General features: G+C 59.5%; 17 protein-coding genes and 1 tRNA gene. 13 read left to right on the top strand and 5 right to left on the bottom strand.

Features of this window, described 5'->3' with window-relative positions; translation table 11 throughout:
- Positions 1–192 precede the first annotated feature (192 nt).
- Together BLV11_RS07075 and BLV11_RS07070 are read right to left on the bottom strand one after the other, a co-directional pair.
- Positions 193–714, bottom strand: coding sequence for a L,D-transpeptidase family protein (locus BLV11_RS07075; RefSeq protein WP_175528313.1), 522 nt, complete (start codon positions 712–714; stop codon positions 193–195).
- A 104-nt stretch (positions 715–818) separates the two neighbouring features.
- A complete protein-coding gene (locus tag BLV11_RS07070) occupies positions 819–2,540 on the bottom strand; it encodes a potassium/proton antiporter (protein WP_091812277.1) in 1,722 nt (573 codons plus the stop codon).
- Between the two features lie 247 nt (positions 2,541–2,787).
- Here BLV11_RS07070 and BLV11_RS07065 point away from each other — a divergent pair.
- From BLV11_RS07065 to BLV11_RS07045, 5 genes are all read left to right on the top strand, one after another.
- Positions 2,788–2,861: transfer RNA gene (locus BLV11_RS07065), tRNA-Gly, on the top strand.
- Positions 2,862–3,222: 361 nt separating this feature from the next.
- Positions 3,223–5,451 (top strand): GGDEF/EAL domain-containing response regulator, encoded by a 2,229-nt coding sequence (locus BLV11_RS07060; RefSeq protein WP_091812276.1) that lies wholly within the window; start codon positions 3,223–3,225, stop codon positions 5,449–5,451.
- A 2-nt stretch (positions 5,452–5,453) separates the two neighbouring features.
- Positions 5,454–7,049 (top strand): sensor histidine kinase, encoded by a 1,596-nt coding sequence (locus BLV11_RS07055; RefSeq protein WP_091812275.1) that lies wholly within the window; start codon positions 5,454–5,456, stop codon positions 7,047–7,049.
- A complete protein-coding gene (locus tag BLV11_RS07050) occupies positions 7,046–8,221 on the top strand; it encodes a hypothetical protein (protein WP_091812274.1) in 1,176 nt (391 codons plus the stop codon). The genes BLV11_RS07055 and BLV11_RS07050 overlap by 4 nt, the downstream gene beginning before the upstream one ends.
- Entirely contained in the window at positions 8,221–8,634 is a 414-nt protein-coding gene (locus tag BLV11_RS07045; RefSeq protein WP_091812273.1) for a hypothetical protein, read from the top strand. The genes BLV11_RS07050 and BLV11_RS07045 overlap by 1 nt, the downstream gene beginning before the upstream one ends.
- A 108-nt stretch (positions 8,635–8,742) precedes the next feature.
- Here BLV11_RS07045 and BLV11_RS07040 read toward each other — a convergent pair whose 3' ends face one another.
- Positions 8,743–10,053, bottom strand: coding sequence for an NAD(P)/FAD-dependent oxidoreductase (locus BLV11_RS07040; RefSeq protein ID WP_091812272.1), 1,311 nt, complete (start codon positions 10,051–10,053; stop codon positions 8,743–8,745).
- Between the two features lie 274 nt (positions 10,054–10,327).
- Between BLV11_RS07040 and BLV11_RS07035 the strand changes: the two genes are divergently transcribed.
- From BLV11_RS07035 to BLV11_RS07005, 7 genes are all read left to right on the top strand, one after another.
- Positions 10,328–10,951, top strand: coding sequence for a YbhB/YbcL family Raf kinase inhibitor-like protein (locus BLV11_RS07035; RefSeq protein ID WP_091812271.1), 624 nt, complete (start codon positions 10,328–10,330; stop codon positions 10,949–10,951).
- A 135-nt stretch (positions 10,952–11,086) separates the two neighbouring features.
- Positions 11,087–12,142, top strand: coding sequence for a methyltransferase domain-containing protein (locus BLV11_RS07030; RefSeq protein ID WP_245725953.1), 1,056 nt, complete (start codon positions 11,087–11,089; stop codon positions 12,140–12,142).
- Entirely contained in the window at positions 12,142–12,573 is a 432-nt protein-coding gene (locus BLV11_RS07025; protein WP_217634548.1) for an arsenate reductase ArsC, read from the top strand. Before BLV11_RS07030 ends, BLV11_RS07025 begins: the two co-directional genes overlap by 1 nt.
- A 31-nt stretch (positions 12,574–12,604) precedes the next feature.
- Positions 12,605–12,919, top strand: coding sequence for a nitrate/nitrite transporter NrtS (gene nrtS / locus BLV11_RS07020; RefSeq protein WP_175528304.1), 315 nt, complete (start codon positions 12,605–12,607; stop codon positions 12,917–12,919).
- A gap of 81 nt (positions 12,920–13,000) precedes the next feature.
- The gene (locus tag BLV11_RS07015) at positions 13,001–13,936 is read left to right on the top strand and encodes a DUF3179 domain-containing protein (protein WP_245725952.1); all 936 of its coding nucleotides are present in this window, start codon (positions 13,001–13,003) and stop codon (positions 13,934–13,936) included.
- Positions 13,937–14,033: 97 nt separating this feature from the next.
- On the top strand, positions 14,034–14,900 hold the full coding sequence (locus BLV11_RS07010) for a cytochrome-c peroxidase (RefSeq protein ID WP_217634547.1): 867 nt from the start codon (positions 14,034–14,036) through the stop codon (positions 14,898–14,900).
- Positions 14,901–14,954: 54 nt separating this feature from the next.
- Positions 14,955–15,686 carry a DUF6969 family protein gene (locus tag BLV11_RS07005; protein WP_175528303.1) on the top strand — a complete coding sequence of 244 codons (732 nt, stop codon included), beginning with the start codon at positions 14,955–14,957 and terminating at the stop codon, positions 15,684–15,686.
- Between the two features lie 18 nt (positions 15,687–15,704).
- Here the strand turns inward: BLV11_RS07005 and BLV11_RS07000 are convergent, their stop codons facing one another.
- Together BLV11_RS07000 and BLV11_RS06995 are read right to left on the bottom strand one after the other, a co-directional pair.
- Positions 15,705–15,962 (bottom strand): zf-HC2 domain-containing protein, encoded by a 258-nt coding sequence (locus BLV11_RS07000; RefSeq protein ID WP_091812270.1) that lies wholly within the window; start codon positions 15,960–15,962, stop codon positions 15,705–15,707.
- Complete coding sequence (locus BLV11_RS06995; protein ID WP_091812269.1) at positions 15,956–16,576, bottom strand: RNA polymerase sigma factor; 621 nt, start codon at positions 16,574–16,576, stop codon at positions 15,956–15,958. The genes BLV11_RS07000 and BLV11_RS06995 overlap by 7 nt, the downstream gene beginning before the upstream one ends.
- Before the next feature lie 164 nt (positions 16,577–16,740).
- Between BLV11_RS06995 and BLV11_RS06990 the strand changes: the two genes are divergently transcribed.
- Positions 16,741–18,969, top strand: coding sequence for an FAD-dependent oxidoreductase (locus tag BLV11_RS06990; protein ID WP_091812268.1), 2,229 nt, complete (start codon positions 16,741–16,743; stop codon positions 18,967–18,969).
- Positions 18,970–18,976 lie beyond the last annotated feature (7 nt).

Here is an 18,976-nt window from a genome sequence, read left to right as displayed (position 1 = left end):
CTTCTTTAGCCAACATCCAGTTATTTCGTGCGCGGGTGGCTTCGACAACCGGAATCGTGAATTAGTTTAAAACACAATCAGCGATAATGTTAACTAAGTATCGACAAAAGTTTTCACGGTTCGACAACAACTTAAAAAATGTTAACCCGCGAAGTCGTCAAAAAATGACGAATGCATGAGGAGCTGAAGGCGTCAGGGCACAATCTGGATGGGGGTGCCGTCGGCGACCAGTTGCCAGATTTCATCCATTTCGTCGTTGCTGACCGCAATGCAGCCGTTCGTCCAGTCGAGGCCGCGGTAGGCGAAGGCATAGTCGCCGGCCTCATTGGGCAGACCGTGGATCATGATGCTGCCACCGGGGTCGAGACCCCAGGCGCGGGCCAGCTCACGGTCTCGGGTGTTGGGGTAGGAAATGTGAATCGACTTGTAGAAGTCGCTGTTGGCGTTGCGCCAGTCCAGGGTATAGCGGCCTTCCGGGGTGCGTTCGTCGCCTTCGTAAAGCTTGTGGCCCACGGGATTGTCGCCCAGGGAAATGCGATAGCTGCGGATCACATCTTCTCCGGCCATCAGGTAGAGCCGGCGTTCCTGCTTGCGCACCAGAACCTCACTGATGGACGGCATGTCGTCCATGGTAGTGGTCGCCAGTGCCAGTTCCGAGGCCTGTCCTTGTGGGGCCAGAATCAGCAGTAACGGCAGTGCGATAGACAGCAGCAGGTGGTACGGACGCAAAACCAATCCTTACTAATCATTAATCAGGGAGTGGAACTTTTTATAGCACAGACAGTCGTCATAACGAATATTGTCGTGTCGTCAAAATGTTAAGTTTCTTGATCGGTCATTTTCAGGCCCACCATGGTGACCCGATCAACATCGGTTGCCCTCGCCACCAGGGTGACCGGTCCCAGCAGCACCTTGTCGCCCACCACCGGATGGCCCCGGGTGCGCCGGGCAAAGCAGTCGGCCAGTGACAGTTCAGGGGGCAGTTCATCAAACTCGATGCCATAGACCTGCTCCACATCCCCGAGCAAGGCATCGCCATTGAGCACGAAATCCCCGAAAAAGGCCCGTTCTGCCAAATGCCGTGGCGGCTGCCGGCCACTGAGTGACTTGCCGAGTTCCGGTAACAGATCGGGTACCGCAAAAATGGCAATGACATCGCCCGTGCTGACCATCAGCTCCGGCACCGGTTGCAGGCACAAGCGCTCGCGGAAGACCCCGGCAATGGCGGTGTTGGGCGGCAACTTGAGCTGCTGCAGCGGCCGGCTGTCGCGCCAGGGCTCTCCCCGCAACGGAAACAGCATCAGTTCGTGATCACCGGCGGCGCTGACATCCAGTGGCATGCGCCGGTAAGGATCATCGCCGGCGGGTACTTCCAGCTTCAGCTTACGGGCCAGTGGCGCCATGGTGGTGCCCTGGATCAGCAGCGACACCAGGACGATGAAGAAGGCGATATGGAACAGCAGCCGGGCCTCCGGCAGGTTGGCCATCACCGGGAACAGGGCCAGCACGATCGGTACTGCCCCCCGCAGACCGACCCAGCTGATGAACCCGAGCTCGCGCCGGTTGAAACCGAATGGCCACAGGGTGCCGATCACCGCGAGCGGGCGGATCACAAAAATCAGTGTGGAGGCCAGCAACAGGGCACCGGCGGTCAGCGGCAGCAGCTCGGAAGGGTTCACCAGCAGACCCAGGATCAGGAACAGGCAGAGCTGAGCCAACCAGGCGAGGCCGTCATGCACCTGCAGGATCATCGGCAACATTCGCACATGGCGATTGCCGATCATCACTCCGGTCAGGTATATCGCGAGAAAGCCGCTGCCCTGAAGGGCGTTAGTGGCGGCAAAGATGGCCAGTCCGGAAGCAACCACCAGTAACGGATACAGCGACGGCGTGAGCGGAATGCGGTTGACCAGCGCGACCACCAGGTAGCCGCCGGCGACGCCCATCAGCGTGCCGATGCCGAATTGCTGAACCAGGATCGAGGCCACCTGCCAACCGGCACTGGCTTCACGGGTTTCCACCATAGTCACCAGCATCATGGTGAGGAAAATGGCCATCGGGTCGTTACTGCCGGACTCGATCTCCAGGGTGGCGCTGACCCGTTCGTTCAGGTGCAGCCCGCGCCCCTGCAGCAATGAAAACACGGCAGCGGCGTCGGTGGAGGAAATGATCGCGCCCAGCAGGAACGCGGTCATCCAGTGCAGGTCGAATACCCAATGAGCAATCAGGGCCGCCCCGGCGGCGGTGATGAATACCCCCACCGTGGCCAGCATCAGGGCGGGCTTGAGGCCAACCCGGAAGGTGTCTGCCCGGGTGCGCATACCGCCGTCAAGGAGGATGACCGCCAGCGCCAGGTTGCCGACCAGGAAGGCCAATTCGAAATTGTCGAAGCGGATCCCGCCGGCACCGTCCTCGCCCATCATCATGCCCACAATCAGGAAAATCAGCAGCACCGGCATGCCCAGCCGGCTGGACAGCGGGCTGAGTACGATGCTGATGACCAGCATCAGGGCAGCAATGAGGATGAGCGTGAAATCCATTCAGTCTCCAGCGGTTGGTCGGGCAGCCGGTATTCCGGGGCAAGGGCGGATTTCCGGAGTCAGCATGCGTCGCTACAGGCCGATGCGCCCCGGAAGGGGACTCAGCTGAAAGTATCGCACACCCGCAGAGGTTAGTGGCGGCAATCCCGGTGAACAATTGTGGATTCGCGCGCGCGGTAAAACGCGCTTGCCAGTTTCTGTGGCGGGCTCTATAGTCTTGCCGACACCTACGGGTGCGTGTCGTTCAGCGGGTGTAGTTCAATGGTAGAACGGCAGCTTCCCAAGCTGCATACGAGGGTTCGATTCCCTTCACCCGCTCCATTCCGGGCCGTTACCGGCACCCTCCTTCTGCTGAACACCAGGAGCTCACGCTCTGGTAGAGCTGGTCATGCCCCTGTTCACAGCGCTCTCAATACCAACAGCGTCCAACCTGGATTCGCCCAAGATCTGACCGGTGGTTTCTTCGACTCGGGCGCTACCGGAAAGCCTCATCACCGTCAGCCTGATCGTCGTATAAATTTTGGTTGTTGTACATTTGTACTAAACTGTTGAGGGTTGCGGTGTCTCTATGGGGAAAGGGGCCTGTCATCGCCGTTTGTTGGTGGAGTATCGGGCCTTGGCCGAGCTCACAGGACTCCACTGAACGGTAGTAGGAACACCCAGGATTCAACAGGAACTCTGCATGACCGATGACATTGTGGAATTTGTTGCGGAAGACGATGCGGATAGCAAAGTCGCCGAGATGCCCGCGGCACACCTCTGGCAAATATTGGTGGTGGACGACGATCCGGAAGTGCACGAGTCGACCCGATTTGCCCTCTCAGACATTGAGCTTCTCGGGGCGCGGGTAAGCCTGCAATCTGCCTTCTCGGCGGAAGATGCGCGCCAGTATCTGTCAGCTCATGATGAGCCGGCGGTTATTCTGCTTGATGTGGTGATGGAAACCTCCGATGCGGGCTTGCGGTTGGCCAAGTGGATTCGGGAAGACCTCAAACTGCTGAAAACCCGGATCATCCTGCGTACCGGACAGGCTGGTTATGCCCCGGAACTCAAGGTCATCAGCGAATACGACATCAACGACTACCGGGTGAAGAATGAGCTGACTCAGGTTCGGTTGATTACCTCACTAACCGCAGCGTTGCGAAGTTACCAGCAGATTCTCCGGCTCGAGACCAGCCATCGTGGACTGCAGCACATTATTGAGGCAACCCGGAGCCTTCTCAGCAGTGACGGCTTTCGCCAGTTTTCCTTTGGTATTCTGACCCAGATCGGGGGGGTCCTGAATCTCAACGAATCGGAAGGCATCGTGGTGGTGTCGATACCCCGTGACCGGGTGGCCGCAGAGCCGTTTGAGCTGAATGATCAGAGCATCGTAGCGGCGACCGGGCGCTTTGAGGGACTGATTGCGCGATCGGTACAGGAAATATCCTCTCTGCTTCAGCGGCAGTTGATCGACCGGGTCATCAAAAGCAATCAACATTATTTCGGCGCCGAAGGCACGGCACTGATCTGTCGCGGTCAGCATTTTTCATTGGTGGTGTATGTCGAATGCCGGCAAGCGGTGACGGCTGAGGAGAAAGACCTGTTGCAGCTGTTCTGCCAGAACATTGGTCTGATGGCGGACAATATGACACTCATTGACCGCCTGAATCAGCAGGCGTTCTTTGACCCGACCACCCTGCTGCCCAATCGCAATAGTTTTGAACAATGGCTGGATGGCCAGCGACGGCAGCTGTTTGACCATCGCCTGTTGCTGATCAATATCGATTATTTCAACAGCGTTCTGGAAACACTGGGCCAGGCCAAATGCGCCAAACTGATCCGGCAGTATGCGAGCAAGCTACAGGGCAGCCTGCGCGACATCAGTAAGTTCTTTGCTCACCTGGGGGATGACACCTTTGCGGCGGTGATTCCCGGAGCCGTTGATAAAACGGTGGTGGAGTCGGTACTCAACCAGGAAGTAGCGTTCACCGGGTTTAATGTGCACATCATGGCCACGGCGATCACCGTGGATCTCGATGAGATGGGGTTGAATGGCGCCCAGCTATTGGGCGCTGCTCACCTGTTTATGAAAGATGCCAAGCGACATAACCGTCGCGGGCTCAAGCACTACCCGATGGCGGCGCTGGAAAATGGGCGCCGCAACATCCAACTACTGCGGGATCTGGTGATTGCGATCCGTGATGATCAGCTGACCATGCATTATCAGCCCAAATGGGACCTTGCGGGGGAATGCTATTGCGGCATGGAGGCGTTGGTTCGCTGGCCCCATCCCGATGGTCACTGGGTGTCCCCGGCGGAATTTGTCCCGTTGGCTGAAACCGCCGGTTTGGGCAACGATCTGTTTCAGTGGGTGTTGGAGAGGGTGCTCCGGGAATATGCAGACCTGATTGCCCATGTTCCCCAGGCCGGTCCTGTGGCGATCAATATCTCCGGTGCGCAACTGCATGACCTGTCCATTGTCGACCGTTTTACGGCCTGTGCGGAGCGTTATGGTGTCCCGGTTTCCAGTTTGATCTTCGAAATAACCGAGTCGGCGGCGATTGTTGGCGGCATCGAAGGTGCCATTGAATTGCTCGGCCGATTGAAAGCGTCCGGCGTCAGCATCTCTCTGGACGATTTTGGTACCGGCTATTCATCTCTCTCCTACCTGGCGCGATTGCCGGTGGATCAGCTCAAGCTGGACCGATCGTTTATCCAGAAGATCAAGGAACCCGCTGGCGTTGCCATCGTGAGATCGATTCTGGACCTGAGCGCATCGCTGGGGTTGGACGTGGTGGCCGAGGGTATCGAAGAAGAAGCAGAAGCTCGCCTGCTACGGGAACTGCGCATCAACAGCTTCCAGGGCTATCTGTTTGCCCGTCCAATGCCCATGGCCGAGGTCCGCGAATTGCTGCAAGGGCGCGCGTAATCATGCCGGTGCCCTGGTATCGTTCGATCCGTACCCAGGTCTTGCTGCTGCTGACGGCGCCTCTGTTACTCCTGTTCTGGTTGTTGGTGGTTCATACCAAGCAAGTGTTTGAACAGGTGCAGGTGGAAAACCTGGTGCAGTCGGTCACTACCTACTCCCAGACACTGAACCTGGGGATTTCTGTGCACCTGGGGATTGGCAACTCGGTGCAGCAGCTTGCTCCGTTTTTGAACGAATTCATCGGGTCTGATGTCGATGGCATTGATTATCTTGCCCTGACCGATGAACAGGGTGAGCTCATCGCCAAGACGCCGGAAACGCCGGTGCTGGCGACGGTCGCCGCGAATCTCCCGATGACGCCGGAATTGCTGTCCCTGGATCAGTATCACGTTTCCATTCCCATCCTGCTGGAAGGCGACAACGTCGGCCTCTTACATTACGGCGTGTCACTCAACAGCATTCGCCAGGCCTCCCAGTCGGTATTTCAGAGATTCCTGGGCCGGAGTCTCCTTGGTCTCGGCTTGATCGTAATCCTGATCAGTACGTTGGCCATCTGGGGATTGCTAAGAATCAGCCGCCGGCTTCAAGGCCTGATACAACGCAGCCGCAAGATCGCCAAAGGCGACTATAGTGTGCCGATTGTCGACAACAGACGGGATGAAATCGGTGTTCTCGGCCATCAGATGGAGCGAATGCGGGAAGCGATCCGGAACCGGATTGCCGAGTCGAACGAAAGCCGACTGCAGGTGGAGCAGCTCAACCGCAATCTTGTAGAGACCCTGGAGCAACTCAGGGTGTCGCAAGTGAACTTGGTGCAATCCGAGAAACTGGCCAGTCTGGGCGGCATTGTCGCTGCGGTAGCCCACGAGCTGAATACCCCGGTTGGTAACGCCCTCACAGTGGCCACGACCTTCGATCAGAAGGCACAGGAATTCAGCCGGGCACTGGCGCAGGGGCTAAAAAAGTCGATCTTGGAAAAGTACGTGTCAGATTCGATTCTGGCAACGGAACTGATAACCCGTAACCTGACGCGAGCTTCGGATCTGGTGGAGAGTTTCAAGCACGTCGCTGTTGATCAAACCAGCTCAAAGCGCCGGCGGTTTAACCTCAGTGACACCATGGAGGACCTGCTGACCACGTTGCGGCCTACCATCAAACACCGGCCGGTCACCATCCATGTCGACATTCCGGATGACATAGAAATGGACAGCTTTCCGGGCCCGCTCTGTCAGGTGGTGTCTAACCTGTTCAACAATTCCATGGTTCATGCGTTTGAGTCCAGTGATACCGACGGCACCTGGGACATTACCGCGCGTATGGCCACGGCCGAGCAGGTCACCTTGCGGGTTACGGACAATGGCACGGGAATGCCGGAGGCAATTGTGAACAAGATTTTCGACCCTTTCTTTACCACCCGGCTCGGCCAGGGGGGCAGCGGCCTGGGGCTGCATATTGTCTATAACCTGGTCACCTCGGTGTTGGGGGGGACGGTGTCGGTAGACTCGGAACCTGACCGGGGGAGCACGTTCATCCTGCAGTTGCCCCTGAGCCCTCAAACCCTCAACGACAATACCCCTGAACAACCGGTGACCGCATGACAACGCATGGTAGATTCCTGATCGGGTGGGTGTTCCTGATGCTGCTCCAGAGCTCGGGTGCACAGGCTTGGGAGTTGATAGAGGACCGGCTATTTTTTAATACCTATGGCACCCTGGGGCTGGCTGTTCTGGATCACGACGATGTCGTGCTTGCCAATATTCAAAACCAGACCATTGATGATCAGCCCTCGGCCAGTTTTGACAGCAGGGTGGGGCTTCAACTTGATTACCGCGTGGCGGATGAATGGTCCATCACCTGGCAGGGGTTGGCAACTAAAGATGGGCCCAGCAGCTATACACTGGAGACCAAATGGGCTTACCTCAGCTATGACGCCACTCCCTGGTTGAACCTGCGCCTGGGGCGCTTCATTACGCCGCTTTACCAGATTTCTGAGCAACGTTATGTGGGTTATAGCCAGCCATGGGCCCGACCGCCGCTGGAGGTGTATGGCAACGAAAACCAGTTTGATGTTTCTGATGGCCTCTGGGCAAAACTGATACTGCCGACCACCCGTGTCACCTCCGTCATCGAAGTGTTTGTCACTCGGCTTGAGGATGAGGTGGCGGACATTGATGTCGAGCTATCGCCCATCGTGGGAGTGGCCTTTTCTGTTTCGTACCAACATCTGGATGTGCGGCTGATGTCTGCCCGGCTTCCGATTTCCCTGCATGGGGGGACGCTGGACAGTCTGGCAAACCTGTTGCAGCAGCCAACCGCCGACCACCGCTATGACCTGGATGATACTCTCTGGTACTACGATCTGGGGCTGCAGTACAGTGACCTGAAGTGGTTGGGGATGGTTGAATACATCCAGAATCGGGTCGACAGCTACTACTACCCGGAAATAGAAGCCTATTCTGTGACTGCCGGCCGTTATGCCGGGGCCTTCCTGGTTTATGCCGTCTATTCCAGGCGTGTCTCCCTGAACAATAACGCGGAGAACGGCCTGACAGGTGGCGCCAGCGTCGTGGCCAATGGCCTTATCGCGGATCGGAATTCGCGTGATCAGTCCACCATTGGCCTCGGTGCCCGTTGGGATGCGATGGCGGGGGTTGCGATCAAGGGACAGTGGGATCATATCCAGGTCAAACCGGGCGATCGAGGGGGCTTTGATCAGGCGCCCCATGGCCACGTTAATATGTTTACCGTTTCAGTTGACTGGGCGTTCTGATGAAAACCGCGTACGCGTTGCTCAGCCTGCTCCTGTTAGCCACTTCTGTCCCGGCTTTTGCGGAGCAATTGGTGGTGGTGGCCGGCCCAGACAGCGACATTTCCAGACTCAGTATCGAGGAGCTGTCGGATCTTTATCTCGGTAAACGCTCGACAGACCACGAGGGGCGACAGCTGACGGTGTATGACCTGGATGATCTGGCGGTACGCAGTGATTTTTGTCGTTCCGCTTTGTCGATGTCTCTGCTCCAGTTGCGGGCCTACCGGGCAAAACAGGTCTTTACCGGGCGTGGACGTCCACCCCGGCAGCTCGCAGTAGAGGAGCTGATCGAACGTGTGAAGAACAACCCTCAGGCCATTGGCTACCTTCCCCGTGATAGAGCCGGGGGATTGACGATCGTCCACAGTTTCTGACCGGCCCTGTGGGGGACACGGAGGTGATGGCGGCCATCATCAGGGTGTAACCCTTCGGCAGGATCACCCTGATGCGCGCATACTCGCGGGCCCTGACTGCCGGGTTGCTCAGTGCAGTTTGAGGCGCGGGTGCATGGCCCGATTGATCTTGTCCATCAGCCAGATCATGCCGGTACGCAGGAACCCGTGCAGGGCCACCTGATGCATGCGGTACAGCGAGACGTAGAACAGTCGCGCCACCTTGCCTTCAATATACATACTGCGGCCGGACAGGTTGCCCATCAGGTTGCCGACGGTGGTGTAGTGGCTGAAGTTGATCAACGAGCCGTGGTCCTTGTACACAAAAGCCACCTCATCACCACCATCGAGTCGGTTGACCAGAGTTTCAAACAGAGTGTCGGCCTGCTGGTGAGCGGCCTGGGCCCGCGGAGGAACCGGACGCTCGGAATCCGGTTGCGGGCAGGCCGCGCAGTCACCGAAGGCGTAGATATCGCGATCCATAGAGGTACGCAGGGTCTGGCTGACCACCAGCTGGTTGCCGCGGTTGGTTTCCAGGCCATCAAGCTGGGTCAGGAATACCGGCGCCTTGATACCGGCCGCCCAGATGGTCATGGCGGACGCCAGTTCGGTACCGTCTTTCATCACCACCCGGTCTGACTTGATCTCGCTGACCGGCTGCCCTGTGAACACGGTGACCTTCTGATTCTCCAGTTCCCGTGTGGCGGCCGCTGATAGCCGGCCCGGCAAGGCCGGCAGGATGCGATCGGCGGCTTCAATGACCGAGATGCTGACGTCGTCGGACTTGAGCGCGTTCATGCCGTACACCGGCAGTTCCCGCGACGCCAGGCGCAGCTCCGCGGCCAGCTCAACGCCGGTGGCGCCGGCCCCGATAATGGTGATCGGCAATTGCGCTGGCTGATCCTGCTTGGCGGCATGATTGGTGCGCAGGAAGGCATTGAGCATCAGATTGTGGAACTTGCGTGCCTGGGCCAGGCTGTCGAGGAACAGGCAGTGTTCCTGAGCGCCGGGCGTGCCAAAGTCATTGGCGGTACTGCCCACGGCAATCACCAGGGTGTCGTAGGACACCTCCCGTTCTGGCACCACTTCGTGCCCATCGGCGTCGTAGAAGGGGTCCAGGGTGATCTTCTTGCTGCCCCGGTCGAGCCCGCTCATCCGCCCGAGCTGGAATTCGTAATGGTGCTTGCGGGCATGGGCCCGAAAGTTGACTTCGTTGCTGCTGGCATCCAGCGAGCCGGCAGCCACTTCGTGCAGCAGTGGCTTCCAGACGTGGGTCAGCACCGCGTCGATGAGGGTGACACGCGCTTTCTTCTTTTTAGCGAGTTTGTTTCCCAGGCGGGTGACGAGTTCAAGGCCTCCGGCGCCGCCGCCAACGACGACGATGTGGTGCAGGTTTTCCATGGGCAATTCCCCTAAAGTAAAGACAGCGAAAGGTGCTGCCGGGGCAGGTCCCTTCGCTTTCTTCACTCACGGTTGGCTTAGGGCACGTATGCTAACGGGGATGGCCGTAAGAGACAATTGAACTTAAGCGCCATGGCGGTTCCGTGGGCGGCTTATTGCCCTGCAAGTCTCTGTAATGGCGTTGTGATGATGCGGATTTGACGGTGGGATCTGCTAACCTAATCTACAGTCGGTTGTTGTTACAACCTGCGCATAGGTCATTAAGGAGAAAACCGTGAAGATCGAAGTCTCTGGGATTACCGAGGGGCAACCCATACCGGAAAAGTTCGCCTTTGGCGTGTTCAATGCCGACGACCACATGAGTTTCGGTCCCAACCGCAACCCGGAGGTGGCGTGGGACAAGGTGCCTGAGGGCACCCGGAGTTTTGCCATCGTGATGTTCGATCCGGACGTGCCGAGCGTTGCCGATGACGTTAACCAGGAAGGCAAGGTCGTGTCTCGGGATTTACCACGGGTGGACTTCTTCCACTGGCTGCTGGTGGATATTCCGGCGGATGTGCGCCGTATTCCCGAAGGTGAGGATTCCAATGGCGTCATGCCCAAGGGCAAGCCAGCGGGCGCCGGTGCGATTGGTCTGCGTGGGGTCAATAATTACACCCAGTTCCTGGCCGGAAATCCGGACATGGCGGGTATCTATGCGGGTTATGACGGCCCCTGCCCGCCCTGGAACGACGAGCTGCTGCACCACTACCATATCGAACTCTATGCCCTTGATGTGGCATCTCTGGGCCTCAGCGGCGAATTTGATGGTGTGGCGGTGCGCGAGGCAATGAAAGGCCATATTCTCGCCAGCGCCCGGGTAACCGGCACCTACACCCTGAACCCCGATCTGCGCTAGTCACTGCGGCCAGCGGAACCCGGTTGTAACAATCGACGGGGTTCCGTGTCCAGCCTCTGAACGGATAACGGAATTGATCGATCCCTGCCGTCTCTGGTTGTCAGTGACGGCAGTTTTTATGATGCGAGGAACAACGTGATACACGATCAGGTACAAGACTATTACGGCAAGGTGCTGGAGAAATCTGACGACCTGCAGACTAATGCCTGCTGCACCGACGCCAACATGCCGGACTACCTAAAGCAGGTGGTCAGCAAGATCCATGACGAAGTGGTGATCCGCTACTATGGCTGTGGCCTGGTAGCGCCGCAGCACCTGGACGGCATGCGTATCCTCGATTTGGGCAGTGGCTCCGGTCGTGATGTCTATGCGTTGTCTGCCCTGGTCGGCGAATCCGGTGAAGTGGTTGGGGTCGACATGACCGACGAACAGCTGGAGGTAGCCCGCCGCCACGTCGATTACCACGCCGAGGCGTTTGGCTACGCAGCGCCCAACGTCCGCTTCCTCAAGGGCTACATTGAGAAGCTGGACGAGCTGGATCTGGAGCCGGGCAGCTTTGATATCATTGTCTCCAATTGTGTGATCAACCTCAGCCCGGACAAACCCGCGGTATTACGGGAAGCTTTTCGCCTGCTCAAGCCCGGCGGAGAGCTCTACTTCTCCGATGTCTACGCCGATCGACGCATTCCCGACGCGCTGGCTGCAGACCCGGTGTTGTACGGTGAATGCCTCAGCGGCGCCCTGTACTGGAACGACTTTGAAAACCTGGCGAAGGCTGCCGGCTTCGATGACCCGCGGCTGGTGGAAGACAGTCCGATCACCATCAACAATGCCAAGCAGGCCGCCAAAGTCGGGCCAATCCGCTTCTTCTCTGCCACTTACCGGCTGTTCAAGCTGGAGGGCCTGGAACCCGCCTGTGAAGATTACGGCCAGGCGGTGATCTACCGCGGTACCGTGCCTCACCATCCCCACAGCTTTGAGCTGGACAAGCACCACCACATCGCCACCGGCAAGGTGTTCCCGGTGTGCGGCAATACCTGGCGCATGCTTTACGACACCCGTTTCCGTGATCACTTCGAGTTCATCGGTGCGGGCAAGACCCACTATGGCCTGTTTGAAGGCTGTGGATCGGCGATGCCATTCGACAGCGGCGTGGCTGATAGCGGTGCCGAGGGCGGAGGCTGCTGCTGATGGCTGATCCAATGCAGTCCCGACAACGGGTGCTGTTCCTGTGTACCGGCAATTCCTGCCGCTCCCAGATGGCCGAGGGTCTGTTGCGTGCCCACCATGGGGATCGCTATGACGTGGTCAGTGCCGGTACCCGCCCGGTGGCGGTGAATCCCTGGGCGATCAGGGTCATGGCCGATGGGGGGTATGACATCTCCGGTCAGCGCTCTCAGTCACTGGATGAGTTCCACGGTGAAGGGATTGATGTTGTGGTCAGTGTTTGTGACGCCGCCAGTGGACTGTGTCCGGATTTTCCCGGCAGCACCCGCCTGCGCTGGAGCGTGCCCGATCCGGCGGACGCCCGTGGCAGTGATGAGCAGATTCTGGCCCGGTTCCGCTCGGTGCGGGAGGATCTGAGGCAGCGGATTGAAGCGGCCTTCGGGGCAACGGCCTAGGGCCGTTGTCGTTAGGCGGTCTGGAGACACCATGGCCCGATTACGCATACCCCCCCGTATTCAGATGATTTTCCGGTTGGCGCTCCAGAATGGCACGCCAGGGCGCGCCGCGCGCCTGGCGGCTGTGGTGGGAAGCCTTCTGGTGCTGATCAACCAGTGGGAAGCGGTCACGGGCAACGGGGCCATCGATTGGCTCAAACTTACCCTGACCTTTTGCGTCCCCTATCTGGTGTCCACCTACACCAGCGTAAGCAAGGACCTGTTCCTGCTCCGGGAGGCGGACAAGGCACGACAAACCGTTCACCAGGAAGCGGAATCGCCGGATAGCCCCGGCAACCCCATGTAACCTTTCGGCCTCAGCGGTGTCTATGGGTCAGGTGGTTCTTGAGACGGCGCAGGGCCGGAACACTCTGGCGGGAGGTGGCGAATGATGCGACTGTCCGGGCACTGGTTGCTGCCCATTCTGCTGCTGGTGAGCCTGTCAGCGGCGGCGCAGCAAAAAAATGGCTTTGACCTCAGCAACGCTCTGATCCCGGTGGATCAGATCCTCTCCGGAGGGCCACCCCGGGATGGTATTCCGTCCATTGATCAGCCGCGCTTTGAGCCAGCGGCCGAGGCCCGGCTGTGGCGGTCTGACGATATCGTGATGAGCTATGACGTCGCCGGCACCAGCTATGCCTACCCCATTGGTATCCTCAACTGGCACGAGATCGTCAATCATCGTTTTGACAGCGGACGGGTGCTGATTACCTTCTGCCCGCTGTGCGGTACCGGCATCGGCTTTGATCCGACGTCGGCGGGGCGTGATTTGACCTTCGGGGTATCTGGCTTGCTCTATAACAGCGATCTGCTGATGTATGACCACCAAACCGAGTCGTTGTGGTCTCAACTCGAGGGTCGTGCCGTGTCCGGCCCCCTGGCCGGCACCCGGTTAGTGCCGGTGCCGGTGCGCCATGAACGGTGGCAGAGCTGGCGCGAGCGGGTCGGTGATCAGGGCCGGGTGTTGTCCACTGATACTGGCCATACCCGCAATTATCGACGTTCTCCCTATGGCGACTACGACCACTCGGAGCGCATTTATTTTCCGGTTTCCCACAGCAGTCGCCTGTTCCACCCGAAGACCTGGGTGCTGGGGTGGCAGCACAACGGTGAAGCGAGGGCCTGGCCCTTTCCGGAACTGGCAGAAGCCGGTGCCGAGGTGGAGGACGAGATAGGCGGCTTGGCCGTGGTGATCCACTACGACGACTCGGTACCGTCAGCGGTGCTGACAACCACCGAGGGTGAGCCGCTGGCGGCGATCCGGGCGTTCTGGTTTGCCTGGTATACCTTCCACCCGGAAACCACCGTCTTCTCAGCGCCATAAATTTTCCAATTCACTGTAATACCCGGGTGCTTGCTGTGTCTCTTCAGTGAGCCGGTTATGTCGTGCCGGTCACGACAACCACTGTAAGGAGAGACTCATGTTCACAACCCAACCCCTTGGGCGGGCTATTCGCTCCGCCCATGACCATCAACGCACCACCTGGTGGTCCGCCGCCCTGGTCGCCCTGGTGATGGGTAGCGGCGGGGTGGCGCTGGCGGCCTGTTCGCCGTGCAACCCCTGTCGCGGCCGCTGCCGTGCCAGCCAGCAGTGTCGGGCCGGCGGTAATCCCTGTACCGCGAAGGCCGGCTGTTGCGCGGCCAATCCCTGTGCGGCTAATCCGTGTGCCAGCCGTAACCCGTGTGCCTCGAAAAATCCGTGCGCCACACGTTGTAATCCCTGCGCGAATTCAGGTTGTAACCCCTGTTCAGCGGCCGGGCGCTGCAGTGCTGCACCGAACCCCAGTGCCGCCAAGCGGGTCACCCGTCCGGCCAGTTATCAGCCCTATGAGGGCAATCCCTGCGCATTAATGGCCAAAGGGGAGGCCTTGTTTAACGACACCTCGCTGAGTAGCAATGGGCTGTCGTGTTCGTCCTGCCACAGTGGCGATGCAGGCTATAACGCGACCTTTGCGGTGGCTTATCCCCACTCGGTGGCGATGGCAAAAAATGTCTTTGGATTGGACTCGGTCTATCTGGATGAGATGGTGCAAATCTGCATGGTTCAGCCCATGGCGGCGGAGCCTCTGGATTGGAATGGTGAGGCGCTGGCGGCCCTGACCGCCTACATGGAGACCGTCCAGAACCGGGTGGCGGCCAACCCCTGTGCCCTGCAGGGAGGGGGATGCGGAGCCTGTAAGCCGTGCAACCCATGCAATCCCTGTGAACCGGCCAATCCCTGTGCGGGCAAGAACCCCTGTGCCGTCAAGGCGCCCACAGACACGGCCGCCCACGACCTGGTGGCCTGAGATGCGTCGCCTGGCCGGGGCAGGAATCCGGTCAGGCCGACAGGAGGCAAGACGATGAGTGCGTTGGAGATACCCCGGCTACACACCTTGCCCAGGCAACAGCTCGAACGCTGCCTGGCGGCGGCGGATGAGATCCTGGAATGTCATCGGGTACTGAAGAAGGGCGGCCTGAACGTGGTTGGCGAAGTCCTCAAAGGGCAAGGGGCGTTCTATGAGATGGATCACTACCCCAAGGATGATGTCTATGACCGGGACAGTCACAGCCAGTACTACTACCATGCCCACCGCGAGGATCATGATGAACACGGGCATTTTCACCTGTTTGTCCGCCACGGTGCGATGGGAGATCACCACCAACCGGTGCTGGGGCCGAAGGGCGAGGACCGGGTGGTCCATCTGGTGGCCATTGCCATGGATGCCTGGGGCTACCCTACGGAGTTGTTCGAGGTGAATCGCTGGGTAACCGATGAAAGCTGGCTACCGGCAGACCAGGTGATCGGTCTGCTCGATCAGTTCGAGATCGACCATGCGGCACCGAGTTGGCCAGTCAACCGTTGGATCACCGCCATGGTCCGTTGCTTCCGGCCGCAGATCGAGGCGCTGCTGAAACAGCGGGATCAGGTGATCGCTTCATACCGCGATGGCAGCCTGGCCGACGTGCTGGAAGACCGGCGGCTGGAAATCACCGGGAGTCTGCCCATTGACCTGGAATCCTGGCGCCAGTTGTTGCTGGAAACACTCGCGGTGCAGGCCTCTGCGCGAGTTGCGGAAACGGCCAGGTCGTAGGCTGGGCTGCGGACGGGATTACTCGCCGGGGTCGTCCCGATCTTTGCCGGCCAGGGCCTTGGCGATGTTCTCATCCAACCGGCGCAGATAGTCCGGATCCGGGGTCTGGCTGGAATGGGCCCGGATCAGTGCAGCGCTGTTGCGGAGGTTACCGATAAACGAACGGCAATTCCGGCACATCATCAGGTGTACCTTGACGGACAGCCGGTCCGTCGCGCCCAGTTCGCCATCCAGGTAATCGCTGGCAATGGTCGCCAGGTCTCGACACATTAACATTCGCCGGACTCCTGAAAGTGTTCAACCATGAGGAAGATTTTTTGCCGTGCCCGGTGCAGCAGGACCCTCAGGTTGGATGCGCTGACATCGAGAATGTTACACACTTCGTCGGAGTGGCGCTGATGGGCTTCGTACAGCATCAGTGCGGAGCGCTGAGCCTCCGGCAACCGGGACAGGTGCTTGTCGAGGCAGTCGCTCAGAGCGCCATTTTCCAGCAGCGCTTCGGCGGACTCACTGGTGGTCATCCTGGGAGGCACGGCCCAGCGGCCGTTGGGTTTGAAGCGGCTGGCGAGGTCCGGGTCGAGGGCTTCGCTGAAGTCGGTCGTCAGCTCGCGCTGACGGTGGCGCAGGGTGTTCTTGGCACGGTTGGCCACAATGCGATGGAGCCAGGTGCTCAGGCCTGAGCGGCCCTCGAAACCCTGGATGGCGGTCACCACCTTCGCCCAACAGTCCTGCACGATATCTTCCGCACTGCTATGGTCAGTGTAATAGCGGGCCACCGCCAACATGCCCGGGGTATAGCGCCTGACCGCCTCCCGATAGGCATCGGGGTCCCCGGCTTTCAACCGGGCAACCAGTCCTGCGTCCGGCTCCCGGGTCTCACGGATGTGCATTCCTTCTGCTCCTGCCCCTGATGGGCTTTCAGAGGCCGCCATGGGTGAAAAGTTCCGGTTTGTTGAGGGAAACGTTATAAATTTTTGAAAACCGGGCTGTAACATTCAGGATATGGCAGTGTCTATGCCCCACAATTCTTAGCGACAAGGTCCCGGATGGCCCCATGAATAGAAAGAAACTGATACTGATTGCCGTAATCGCCACTCTGGTAGGACTGTTCATCGCCTTTGACGGCCACACCGTGCTGACCCTGGATAACCTGCAACGCCATCAGGATAGCCTGCAACAGTGGATTGCCGCCAATACGGCGTTGGCGGTAGGCGGTTTTGTGTTGATCTACATAGCGGTGACCGCCCTGTCGCTGCCTGGGGCGGCTATCCTGACCCTGGCCGGGGGTGCCTTCTTCGGCAACCTCTACGGCCTGGCGGCAGTGTCGGTGGCGTCTACCGTGGGTGCCTCGCTGGCCTTTCTGGCGGCCCGCTTCCTGTTCCGAGACAGCCTCCGGGAACGCTACGCAGAGACCATCCGCCGAATGGATCAGGGCATCAAGAAGGATGGCGCCTTTTACCTGGCCACCCTGCGTCTGGTGCCGGTGTTCCCGTTCTTCCTGATCAATCTGGCCATGGGTCTGACCGCGATGAAGCTGCGCACCTACGCCGTTGTGAGCTGGCTGACCATGCTGCCGGGCACCTTTGTCTACGTGAATGCCGGAACCCAGCTGGCGCAGATTGAGGCGCTTGGGGACATCGTGTCGGCCGACGTGCTGGGTGCCTTTGCCCTGCTCGGCCTGTTCCCATTGATCGCCAAGGTTGTGATCGGCTTTGTCCGTCGCCGCCGGGTCTATCGTGGCTTCCAGAAGCCTGCGCAGTTCGACTACAACCTGTTGGTGATCGGCGGAGGCTCGGCGGGCCTGGTGTCCGCCTACATCGCCGCGGCGGTGAAAGCCAAGGTGGCATTGATTGAACGCGACAAGATGGGCGGTGACTGCCTCAACACCGGCTGTGTGCCATCCAAGGCGCTGATCAGGAGTGCCAGGGCTGCGGATACTCTGCGTCACGCAGATCGCTATGGTCTGGCGTCGGTGCCGGTGAAGGGCTCCTTCGCCAATATTATGGCCCGTGTAAAGCGGATTATCGCTGAAGTGGAGCCTCACGATTCTCCGGAACGGTACAGAAAATTGGGGGTGGACTGCATCCAGGGTGAGGCCCGATTCGTATCTCCCTGGGAGGTGGACGTGCAGACGGCTGACGGTCGTCGTCAGCGACTGACCGCGCGTAGCATCATTATTGCCAGCGGCGGTAAGCCGATGTTGCCGGCGATTCCGGGGCTTGAGGCCATGGATCCGCTGACCTCGGACACCCTGTGGCAGCTCGATGAGCAGCCTGAGCGGTTGTTGATTATCGGCGGTGGGCCCATCGGCTGTGAGCTGACTCAGGCCTTCAACCGGCTGGGGATCCCGGTGACTCAGGTCCAGCGTGGCGCAAGGTTGCTGCCCCGTGAAGACCAAGATGTGGCCGAGCTGATTCAGCAGCAGTTCGTCAGCGAAGGGGTGGACCTGAGACTGGAGCATGCCCCGATAGAATTTGTCGAGGAAGGCGGAAAACGGGTGTTGTATTGCGACCACCATGGCGAGCGGGTTGGTATTACTTTTGACCGGGTACTGGTCGCGGTGGGCCGTCAGGGCAATACCGCCAGTCTTAATCTGCAGGCCTTGGGCATTGAGCCTGCGGCAAACGGTACCGTGCCGGTGGAGGAGGACCTGAGTGTCCGATACCCCAATATTTTTGCCTGTGGCGATGTTGCCGGCCCCTATCAGTTCACGCACGCAGCGGCCCATCAGGCCTGGTATGCGGCAGTGAACGGGCTGTTCGGGCAATTCAGGCGTTTTCGGGTCGATTACCGGGTAATGCCGTGGGTGACCTTCACCGCGCCGGAAGTGGCCCGGGTCGGGCTGAGTGAGGAAGAAGCCAGGGCCAGGGGGGTGGCCTACGAAGTGACCCGTTACGGCATCGATGACCTGGATCGTGCCATCGCCGAGAGTGAGGCTCATGGCTTTATCAAGGTGCTGACCGTTCCGGGCAAGGACAGGATATTGGGCGCGGTGGTGGTCGGGAGCCGGGGTGGTGAAATACTCGCCGAGTTTACCCTGGCGATGAAACACGGCCTGGGGCTGAACAAGATTCTGGGCACCATTCACCCCTACCCGACCTGGAACGAGGCCGCTAAGTACGCTGCCGGCGAGTGGAAGCGGGCGCACGCCCCAGAGGCCATCCTCAGGCTGCTGGAGAAGCTGCATCGCTGGCGGCGGGGCGGAGCTGACGATCGGCGCCCGGCAGAAGCCGTGAGCGAAGCGGCGCATGAACCTGTGGCGCGGCGTGATATAAGCCAATAAACGGATC

Source organism: Marinobacter mobilis (assembly GCF_900106945.1).
Taxonomy (GTDB): domain Bacteria; phylum Pseudomonadota; class Gammaproteobacteria; order Pseudomonadales; family Oleiphilaceae; genus Marinobacter; species Marinobacter mobilis.
The sequence above is the reverse complement of the archived record's forward strand: the minus strand, read 5'-3'. Positions and strand labels throughout refer to the sequence as shown.